The organism is Kitasatospora sp. NPDC057738, assembly GCF_042798815.1.
Classification (GTDB): Bacteria; Actinomycetota; Actinomycetes; order Streptomycetales; family Streptomycetaceae; genus Kitasatospora; species Kitasatospora lactacystinica.
Genome location: NZ_JBHVJT010000005.1, coordinates 163,897 through 173,252, shown reverse-complemented (window position 1 = coordinate 173,252; position 9,356 = coordinate 163,897). Strand labels below are relative to the sequence as shown.

General features: G+C 75.0%; 9 protein-coding genes. 4 read left to right on the top strand and 5 right to left on the bottom strand.

All coding sequences use genetic code 11. The features are described from left to right. Positions 1-55: 55 nt before the first annotated feature. Positions 56-964, bottom strand: coding sequence for a UTP--glucose-1-phosphate uridylyltransferase (locus tag ACFVGO_RS04640; RefSeq protein WP_359915279.1), 909 nt, complete (start codon positions 962-964; stop codon positions 56-58). 301 nt (positions 965-1,265) lie between these two features. On the opposite strand from ACFVGO_RS04640, the gene ACFVGO_RS04635 reads away from it, so the two are divergent. After that, positions 1,266-1,559, top strand: coding sequence for a hypothetical protein (locus ACFVGO_RS04635; RefSeq protein WP_359915281.1), 294 nt, complete (start codon positions 1,266-1,268; stop codon positions 1,557-1,559). Positions 1,560-1,675: 116 nt separating this feature from the next. Here ACFVGO_RS04635 and ACFVGO_RS04630 read toward each other — a convergent pair whose 3' ends face one another. The 3 genes from ACFVGO_RS04630 to ACFVGO_RS04620 form a co-directional block, all read right to left on the bottom strand. Further along, a complete protein-coding gene (locus tag ACFVGO_RS04630; RefSeq protein WP_380630850.1) occupies positions 1,676-3,601 on the bottom strand; it encodes a penicillin-binding transpeptidase domain-containing protein in 1,926 nt (641 codons plus the stop codon). A gap of 186 nt (positions 3,602-3,787) precedes the next feature. After that, on the bottom strand, positions 3,788-4,294 hold the full coding sequence (locus tag ACFVGO_RS04625; RefSeq protein ID WP_359915285.1) for a carboxymuconolactone decarboxylase family protein: 507 nt from the start codon (positions 4,292-4,294) through the stop codon (positions 3,788-3,790). A 43-nt stretch (positions 4,295-4,337) separates the two neighbouring features. After that, positions 4,338-5,600 (bottom strand): CynX/NimT family MFS transporter, encoded by a 1,263-nt coding sequence (locus tag ACFVGO_RS04620; RefSeq protein WP_380630849.1) that lies wholly within the window; start codon positions 5,598-5,600, stop codon positions 4,338-4,340. A gap of 175 nt (positions 5,601-5,775) precedes the next feature. Here ACFVGO_RS04620 and ACFVGO_RS04615 point away from each other — a divergent pair, with 175 nt between their 5' ends. Further along, a complete protein-coding gene (locus ACFVGO_RS04615) occupies positions 5,776-6,234 on the top strand; it encodes a MerR family transcriptional regulator (RefSeq protein ID WP_359915289.1) in 459 nt (152 codons plus the stop codon). A 6-nt stretch (positions 6,235-6,240) separates the two neighbouring features. On the opposite strand, the gene ACFVGO_RS04610 is transcribed toward ACFVGO_RS04615, so the two are convergent. Beyond that, on the bottom strand, positions 6,241-7,479 hold the full coding sequence (locus ACFVGO_RS04610) for a cytochrome P450 (RefSeq protein WP_359915291.1): 1,239 nt from the start codon (positions 7,477-7,479) through the stop codon (positions 6,241-6,243). 195 nt (positions 7,480-7,674) lie between these two features. Between ACFVGO_RS04610 and ACFVGO_RS04605 the strand changes: the two genes are divergently transcribed. Both ACFVGO_RS04605 and ACFVGO_RS04600 read left to right on the top strand, forming a co-directional pair. Further along, positions 7,675-8,322 carry a hypothetical protein gene (locus tag ACFVGO_RS04605; protein ID WP_359915293.1) on the top strand — a complete coding sequence of 216 codons (648 nt, stop codon included), beginning with the start codon at positions 7,675-7,677 and terminating at the stop codon, positions 8,320-8,322. A 179-nt stretch (positions 8,323-8,501) separates the two neighbouring features. Next, entirely contained in the window at positions 8,502-9,212 is a 711-nt protein-coding gene (locus tag ACFVGO_RS04600) for a hypothetical protein (protein ID WP_380357942.1), read from the top strand. Positions 9,213-9,356 lie beyond the last annotated feature (144 nt).

The following is a 9,356-nucleotide window of genomic DNA, read 5'->3' as shown; positions in this document are numbered from 1 at the left end:
GGGGCCCCCCAGCCTGCGGGGGGGAAGCCCCCCACCCGGGCGCGGGCGGTACCGCCTAGCCGGCGACGGCCGGGGAGAGCTCCGCGGCGAGCCGGCGCAGATCGGGGCCGTACTCGGGGTTGGCGAGCGCCGCGGCGAACTGGGCGCGCAGGTAGGCGGCGGGGTTGCCGGTGTCGTACCAGGTGCCGGCGATGACCTGCCCGTAGACCGCGCGCCGCGCCGCGTAGGCGTTGATGGCGTCGGTCAGGTAGACCTCGTCCTCGGGCTTCTCGTGCCAGCGGAGCGTCAGTTCGCGCAGCTCGTCGACGATGCCGGGAGTGATGACGTAGCCGCCGATCGCCGCGTACGAGGAGGGCGCGTCGGCCGGCTTCGGCTTCTCGACCAGACCGGTGATCCGCAGCGAGCCGCCGCCGAGGTCCTCCTTCACCACCGGCACGCCGTAGCGGTAGGAGTCCTCGGGAGCCATCGGCATCAGCGCGAGCACCGGCGCGTTGGTCTGCTCGTACGCCCGGATCAGCTGCTGCGCGCGGGGGACCTCGGCCACGAAGACGTCGTCGGGCCAGAGCACCAGGCAGGGCTCGTCGCCGAAGTGCCGGGCGGCGTTGAGCACCGGGGTGCCGTTGCCGTACGGGCCGTGCTGGTAGAGGTAGCTGATGTGGCCCTTGCGGGACAGCTCGCCGACCTCCTCGACCGCCGCCGCGAAGGCCGCCTTGCCGTCCCGGCGCAACTGCTCGACCAGGACGGGGTTGGGGCGGAAGTGCTCCTGGATCAGGCCCTTGTCGCCGTTCACGACGATGGTGATGTCGGTGATGCCGCTCTCGATCAGCTCGCGCACGGTGTGCTCGATGACCGGCTTGTCGCCGACGGGCAGCATCTCCTTCGGCGTGGCCTTGGTCAGCGGCAGGAGGCGGGAGCCGAGGCCGGCGGCGGGGATGACGGCTCGGCGGATCGTCCTGGGGGCCATGTGGCGCTCTCTCGTTTCGTGGGAGGTGCGGCGCCGTGGTGACGCGGCGTCCCGGTCGACGCTATCAAGCGCTGACGTGCCGTTAAGTGGACGGTCGGCATACGGAAGTTGGCCCCGCGGAAGCTGTCCGGATTCACCGGCGGCCGTGCGTGCCCGCGTGTGCCCGCCGCGTCCCGCACCGCCGCGCACCGCCTCGCCCGCACGGCGGACGGCGGACGGCCGCGGCGGGGCCGGGCCCTTTTTGCTCCCGCATCGTTGCCCATACCGGAAGACCACCCGAGGAAGACCACCGGAGGTTCCCATGACGGACGAGACCGGAACGACGTGCGAGACCGGAGGGACGGGCGAAGCCGAAGGGACGGGCGAGCCCGGCCCGCCGCCGTACCGCAGCTACACCTGGGACGACGAGCACGGGGCCGTCCACGCCATCCTCTATCCGGGCGAGGAGGAGGCCGACGAGGAGCGCAAGGCCGGGTTCCGCGCGATGGGCGCCCGGATGCTGGCCGACCTGATCGCCGAACGGGAGGCGGAGCACACCCCTCCGTTCCCCGGCGTGCCGGACCTCCGCCTGATCCACGGCGAAGGCACCGCCTGAACAACGTTCCGCGCCACAGCACTTGCTCCAATCCACCCCCGCGCACGCGCCCCGGCGCGCACGCGGGCGGTGCGCGCCGGCCGTGCCGCCCCGGCCGGCGGCCGGGGGCGGTCGGCTCAGCCCTTGCCGCCCGCCTTCAGCACCTGGGCCGCGGCCACGCCCGCCGCGCTGAAGCCGTGCCCGCCGCCCTCGACCTCGGCGGCGACGGCGAGGTCGCCGCGGTAGGCGATGAACCAGCTGTTGTTGGCCTGGCCGCCGGCCTCGACGGTGCCGGTCTTGGCACCGATCTGGCCGGACAGGCCAGCCATCGGGGTACGGGCGGTGCCCTGGGTGGCGGTCTTCGCCATCATGGCGCGCAGGTCCCTGGCGACGTCGGCCGGGAGCTTGCCGGGTGCCGTCGCCCGTTTGGCGTCCTCGCGCAGCACGGGCTGGCGGAACGTCCCGCTCTGCACGGTGGCGGCGACCGAGGCCATCGCCAGCGAGTTGGCCTGGATCCGGCCCTGGCCGATGTACGAGGCCGCGGCCTCGTCCTTGTTGCCGGGCGCCGGGACGGTGGCGTCCCGGCTCGGGACGCCGATGTGCCACTCCAGCCCGAGGCCGAACTGGTCGCGGGCCACCGCGCCCAGGGTGCCGGGCTGGAGCTTCTCCAGTCCCTTGTCGATGAAGCCGGTGTTGCAGGAGTGGGAGAAGTCGTCGGCGAGCGTGTAGGACGGGAAGTCGCCGGGCTCGTCGTTGTGCCAGGCGCGCGGCGAGTAGGTGGTGGCCTTGCAGGGCACCGCGGTGTCCGGGCCGACCCCGGCCTCCAGCAGGGCGGCCGCGGTGATCACCTTCATCGTCGAGCCGGGCGCCTGGCCGCCCGCGATCGCGCGGTTGAAGCCGCCCTGCGGGGCGTACGCCATCGCCAGGATGTTCCCGGTGCTCGGCTGGACGGCCACCAGGGAGGCCGGATTGCCGTTCGCCGACTGCTGCTTGACCGCCTCCTCGGCCACCTGCTGCAGGTCGGCGTCCAGGGTGAGCTTGACCTGCGGGGCGCTCGGCGGGGTCAGCACGAACAACTGCTCCGGCTCGCTGCCGCCGCCGCCCGGGCCCGAGAGCACCACGGCCCGGCCGGTGACGGTGGCGGCGCCGTCCGGCGGGGCGATCTGGGGGAGGACGGCGCGCAGCGACGGGAAGGTGTCGAGCGGCCGGCCCTTGCGGTCGGTGGGCTTGGAGACGGCGTTGGGCAGTGCCTTCACCGCGATGGTCCCGCCCTGGGCGAGCTGCGGGTGGATCACGGACGGCTTCCAGCGCACCACGGGCCGGCCGTCCTGGGAGCGGACGACGCTCAGCACGCCGTCGTACTCCCAGGCGTCCGGGGTGCCCTCGAACTCCGCCTTCACCCGGAAGCCCAGGGCCGGTTCGCTCGGGGAGTCGGCCTGGGAGCGGCCCGTCCCGGTCAGGGCGAGCGAGCGGGGGCCCACCTGCTCCTGGAAGGCGGTCAGCGCGGCGCGGGCGGTCTCCGGCCGGTCGGTCAGACCGGCGGCGGCCGCGATGTCGCCGCGGCTCCAGGCGGCCAGGAACTCCTTGGCCGCCGCCTCGGCCTGCTCGGCGGTCGGCGGGTCCTGCGGGGCCTTCGACACGGCGCCGGGGCCCTGGTGGCCGCCGGACGGGCCGTTGTCCGTCACGGCGTTCAGCACGTTGTAGGCGCCGTAGCCGCCGACCGCCAGCAGGGCGGCGAAGACCCCGCCGGCCGCCACCATCACGACCCGGCGCGCGGTCGATCCGCGCGGGGCCCCGCCGTCGTCCTGTCCCTCGTCCTCGTCGAACGGCTCGTACCGGACGTCGTCGTCGGCGAGTTCGTCGTACTCCCGGTGGGCGCCGTAGCCGTCCTGCGGCTGGAGCCCGTCGTGCCCGTGAAGCCCGTCGTGCCCGTGGACTCCGGCGTGCCCGCTTTGCCCGCTGTGCCCGTCGTGCCCGCTGTGCCCGCTGTGGCCGTCGTCCTCGTCGTACTGGTCATGTCGGTCGTACTCGTCGTGCTGGTCGTTCTTCCGCTCCCCGGACATGGCGCCGTCCCCCCCTGTGATCCTTCGTGTGCTGCGGGCACGCCCCCTCCGGTGTGTCGGCCCGCCTCGGCCCGACCGGGCGAAAGTCCGTTCGGGCGCGGATCAGCCTATGCCGGGACGGGTGATCGGTCGACCGGAACGGCCCGCCCGGTGATCGGCCGGGCGGGCCGCAGGGGTGCAAGCCGGTCAGGCCCAGGGGTCGGTGAAGGACCGGCCGGGGACGGGCTTGGCGACCAGGGCGATGGCGGTGAAGAAGTTGACCTGGCCGATCGCGAGCATGAGCGTGGTCAGCGCCTTGTCGTCGTAGTGCCCGGCGACCTCGGCGTACAGCGCGTCCGACACCCGCTCGCCGTGCGGGCTGGGCCGGAGGACGGCCTCGACCAGGGCGAGCGCCGCGCGCTCGGGGGCGGTGAACCAGGGCGAGTCCGGCCAGCCGGCGACCGAGGCGATCCGCTCCTCGGACTCGCCGGCCGCGCGGAGGAATCCGGTGTGCAGGACGGTCAGGTAGGTGCTGCCGGCGAGCTGGCCGGCCCGCAGCTGGACCAGGCTGATGGTGCTCCGGGGGACGGACCCGTTGCCGGTGGCCTTGAACAGCGCGGCCGAGACCTCGGAGATCTCGGGGACGAGCTCCACCGGGTCCTGGGCCATGCGCGGGCGCAGCGGGACCTCGGCGGTGATCGGGCGGGTGTTCATGGTGGCGTTCCTCTTCTTCCGAGCGGGTGGGTGGACCGTGCGGTCACCTGTCCGACGGATCCCGGCGCGGGTTTGTGACAGCCCGTCCCGCCCGCAGTCCGAGGACGCAGCCGGTCGCCAGCAGGCCGGCCATCGCGAGCAACGGTGCGGTCCACGTGCCGCTCGCGGTGCGCAGCGCCGACGCGAGCGCGGGGCCGGTGGCGGCGAGCAGGTAGCCCCAGGTCTGGGCCATGGTGGAGAGCGCGGCGACGTGTTCCGGGTCGGTGCCCCGGCGGGCGAACAGGACGGCGGCGAGCGCCTGTCCGCCGCCCATGCCGATGCCGAGGACGGCGGCCCAGAGCGGGGCCCCGCCGGCCGGGGCGAGCACCAGGCCGAGCAGACCGAGGACGCAGACGGCCACCACGCCCAGGATGTGCGGCCGTTGGTCGGCCCTGGCGGCGGCCAGGGTCGGGGCGAGGAACCCGCCGACGGCGAGGCCGAGGATCAGCACGGCCTGGTCGGTGCCGGCGGCGGTCCGGCTCAGTCCCGCGTCGACCAGGAGGGTGGGCAGCCAGGCCAGTGTCGCGTAGAAGACCAGGGTCTGGACGCCGAAGAAGGCCGTCAGGCTCCAGCCGAGCGCCGTCCGCCCGACCCGTCGGCGTCCGACGGGTGCGGCGGGCCCGGCCGGCTCCGGTGCGGCCCGCAGCCCCCGTGCGACCCGCAGCTGCGGCACCAGGCCGGCCGCCGCCAGGGCCGCCGGGACGACGGCGATCGCGATCGCGGCCTGCCAGGACCAGGCGTCCGCGACCGGCGCGACCAGCGCGGCGACGACCGCCGAACCGGCGCCCATGGACAGCGCGTAGACGCCCGTCATGGTGCCGATCCGCCGGGGTGCGAAGCGGGCCCGGACGAACACCGGGATCAGCACGTTCACCACCGCCACCGCGACCGCGACCAGCACCGTGCCCGCGTACAGCCCGGGCAGGCCCGCCGTCCGCAGCGCCGCTCCGACCAGCAGCAGCACGCTCGCCCAGAACAGTCCGCGCTCCTCGCCGAGCCGCCGCCGGGCCAGGGCGCCGAGCGGGGCGAACAGGCCCATGCACAGCGGCGGCAGCAGCGCGAGCAGCGTCACGGTGCCCGGTCCCCACCCGGCGACCGGCGCGAGCGGCCCGATCTGCCCGAACGCGACCCGGGTGTTGAGGCTGAGCAGGACGAAGCCGAGCACGAGCAGGGCTCCGGAGGCCCGGGGTGTGCCGGGCGCGGGTACGGCGGGCGCGGGTACGGCGGTGGCCGGCGCGGTGGTGGCGGGCGCATCGGTGGGCGGCATGAGGGGAGGGCCCTTCGCTTCGGCAAGAGGTTAGGCTTGCCTAAGCTTTCTCGCTCAAGCGCACTTGAGCGCAACCCGGCCCGAACACGATCCGGTCCGAACACGACCCGGCCCGAACGCGATCCGGTCCGGGCATGATTCGGTCGGGGCCCACCCCCGACGGAGGAGGCGGCAGATGGCGGAGCTCCACTCGATCACCGAGGTCGCGACGGCCTTCGGCCTCTCGGTGCCGGCCCTGCGCTACTACGAGGAGTGCGGCCTGGTGGCCCCCGCCGCGCGCCGAGGCCGGGTCCGCTACTACGACCGGGAGGCGCTGGAACGCCTCGCCCTGGTCCAACTCTGGCACGTGGACGGGATGATCCCGGTCGGCGGGACCGCCGCCGTACTGGCCAGCGAGCAGGCGGCCGAGCGCAGGGCGCTGCTGCACGCCCAGCGGGACGGGATGCTCGCCCGCGCCCGCCGGCTGGAGCACGCCGCGGCCGTCCTCACCCACATGCTGCTGTGCAGCCGGGACCGCCCGCTCGACTGCCCGACCACCCGGGCCCACATCAGCGCCCGGGTGGACGCCGCCCTGGCGGGCGAGGAGCTCGCCGACGGCTTCTTACCTGGGCTGCCGGACGGCTCCGCGCCGTAGGAGGCCTCAGCCCAGCACCGCCGGCGTCGGCCCGTCCGGCCGTACGGTGATGCTGTACGCCGCCCCCGCCGGCCGCGAACGGAACATCAACGGCCCCATCGGCAGCAGGAGTTCCAGCAGCGCCGTGGTCTCGCGCAGCGCGAACCGGGTGCCCAGGCAGGCGCGGGCGCCGAGGCCGAACGGGAAGTAGGCGCCGAGCTGCCCGGGCCGGTCGGCGTCGGTGGCGAAGCGGGCGGGGTCGAAGCGCTCCGGGTCGGGCCACAGTTCCGGGTCCCGGTGGGTGAGGTACGGGCAGACCAGCACGTCCGTCCCGGCGGCGATGCGGTGCCCGGCGATGACGTCGTCCTCCAGGGCGTGCCGGGGGAGGAGCCAGGCGGAGGGGTAGAGCCGCAGCGTCTCGCTCACCAGCGCCTGCGGATCGGCCGTCCGGGCCTCGGGGTGGCGGTCGAGCAGCAGGAAGAGCCAGGTGAGCGTGGTGGCCGTGGTCTCGTGGCCGGCGACGAGCAGGGTGACCAGCTCGTCCCGGATCAGCCGGTCGGTGTACTCGGGGTGCCGCTCGCCCGCCTCGACCAGCATCCGCAGCACCCCGGGTTCCTCGGCCGGGTCGGCCGAGCGGGCCGCGTCGATCGCCGCGTGCGCCACCGCGTCGATCCGGGCGAGGTCCGCGGCGACCGCGTCCCGGGCGTCCGCCGCGTTGGTCGGCAGCGTCGGCATGGCGGCCACCACCCGTTCCACCGCCCGGAGTTCGCCGTCGGTCCGGTCGTCCAGCGGCTGCCCGGTGAGCGCCCGCCAGACGGTGTCCAGGGCGAAGCCGCGCATCTCCTCGCCGACGTCGAAGGTCTCCCCGGTGCGCCGGTACCCCTCCCAGCGCTCGGCGGTGCGGCGCGCCGCCGCGGCGATCCGGTGTTCGTAGCGGCGCATCCCGGTGCCGGTGAACTGGGACTGCAGCAGCCGCCGTTGACGCTTCCAGGCGTCGCCGGCGGCGGACAGCACGCCGTCCCCGACCAGCATCCGGGCGCGGTGCGAGCGCTTGACGTACCGGTCCGGGTGGTGGCCCAGGACGTGCTGCACGGCGGCCGGGTCGGTGACCAGGACGGTCGGCGTCGGGCCGAGCCGGAACGCGGCGATGCCGCCGACGCCGCGCCGCGTCCGGGCCAGCAGCTCGACGAGCTCGGCCTCCTCGGCCCGCCACTGCTCGACGGCCTCGGCGGCCAGCTCCGGTACCGGGCGGGTGTCCGTGCTCACGGGGCGGGTCCTTCCGTTCGGCTGACGGTGCGTCCGTTGCGGCCCGACTCTATGCCAGGGCGGGCACGCCCGGGTTGCGCCGAACGGGTGGCGGCCCCGGCCCGGGGCGGCGCGGGGGCCCGCCGGGACGTCCGCGCACGGCTAGCGTGCGACCGGGCCGACCGGCCCCTGCTCGTTGCGCGGATGGGAGAACGCATGCCCGGGACCCGGCACTTCGGAGGCGGCCGGACCCGCCGAGCGGCCCGGTGGCTGGCGACGGCCCTGCTCCTCCCGGCCCTCGCGGCCTGCGGCGGCGGTGGCGGCTCCGGGTCGGCCGGTGCCCCCCAGGCCGGGCAGACCGGCCAGAACAGCGCCTCGGGGCAGCCGGACGACCAGCGGACCAAGGACGAGGGGGACCAGGGCGGCTTCCGGAACGCCGGCGAGCCCTCGGCGAACGTCCAGGGCAGCGACCGCACCGCCCGGATCAGCCTGTCCTTCCCGTCGAGCACCACGACCGGCTTCACGGCCGTGATCAGCAAGGTGTCCGACTGCGGCAGCACGGAGTACGCCACCCCCGCCTCGCAGCAGGTCCAGGTGACCAACGGGCAGACCGAGCGGGTCGAGTTCCGGCTCCCGCCGTGGAAGCCCGGCACCAAGAGCCGGAACATCTGCCTCACGGTGACGGCCGACGACTCCACCAAGCGGATCGAGGCCGTGGGTTCGGTTGAGGTCATCAGCCCCGACGACGGGGCCACCACCGGCAACGGCGGGACCCCCAGCTATGGCGGGACCAACGGCTCGACCCCCACCGGCGGGTCGAGCCCGTACACCGGTGCCCCCACCGGCTCCGGGAGCACCCCCTGAGCCCTGCCGAGGAGGCACCCCCGGGAGAGCCGGAGCGGCCGTCCCCGCGCTCCTGGTCGGACTGGATCGCCAAGCTCGCCACCTGGGTCGCCCCGACCACCCTCCTCACCGCGCTGCTCTTCTTCTTCGGCTACGCCTACACCAGTTCGCTCTACGGCTACTTCGGCATCGACGCCGGCATGATCGGCTTCGCCACCCAGGACCTGCTGCTCCGCAGTTCCCCCGCGCTCTACGTGCCGGCCGGGGTCGCCCTGTGCGGGGCGCTGGTCGGCGCGCTCGGCTACCACGTCGCGACCAGGGCCGCCGAGGCCGGCACGGTCGGCGCCCGGACGGTGCGACGGGCCTGTTCGGCCGTCGCCGTACTGGTCGTCCCGCTGCTGCTGCTCGGCTTCCTGGCCGGCTTCGAGGTGTTCGACGCCGGCCCGATGGGCACCCCGCTGCTGATCGGCGGCGGACTGCTGCTCGCGGTCCTGGCCCGGCTGCTGTACGTGCGCGGCACCGGCGCGCCGTACCCGCTGACCGGTGAGCGGGCGGCGCTGGGGATCAGCGTGGCGATCGTCGTGCTCTGCGCGTTCTGGGCGGTCGGCGGCTACGCCCAGCAGAAGGGCACGGCCGACGCGGAGCAGCTGGCCCGGCACCTCTACCGGCGTCCGGCGGTGGTCCTGGACACCCCGGAGCACCTCCACCTGGGATGGTCCGGGGTGCGGGAGACGGCGCTGCCGGGCGTGGAGCCGGGGGAGCGGTTCCGCTACCGCTACGAGGGCCTGCGCCTGCTGGCCCACTCCGGTGGCCGGATGTTCCTGATTCCGCGCACCTGGACCTGGGAGACGGGCAGCGGCCTGATCGTCCCCTTCAACGAGACCGTCCGGGTCGCCTTCCACCCGGGCTGAGACGGCCCGGGCCGGGACCCCGGCGGCCCGGATGCACGGCTGCGGGGGGGGTGGTGCCGCCCCGCCTAGAACGGAGCATAGGGCGTCCACCGCGGTTCGGGGGGTCACCTACACACCCCCCCATCCCAGAGGGGAACATGACCG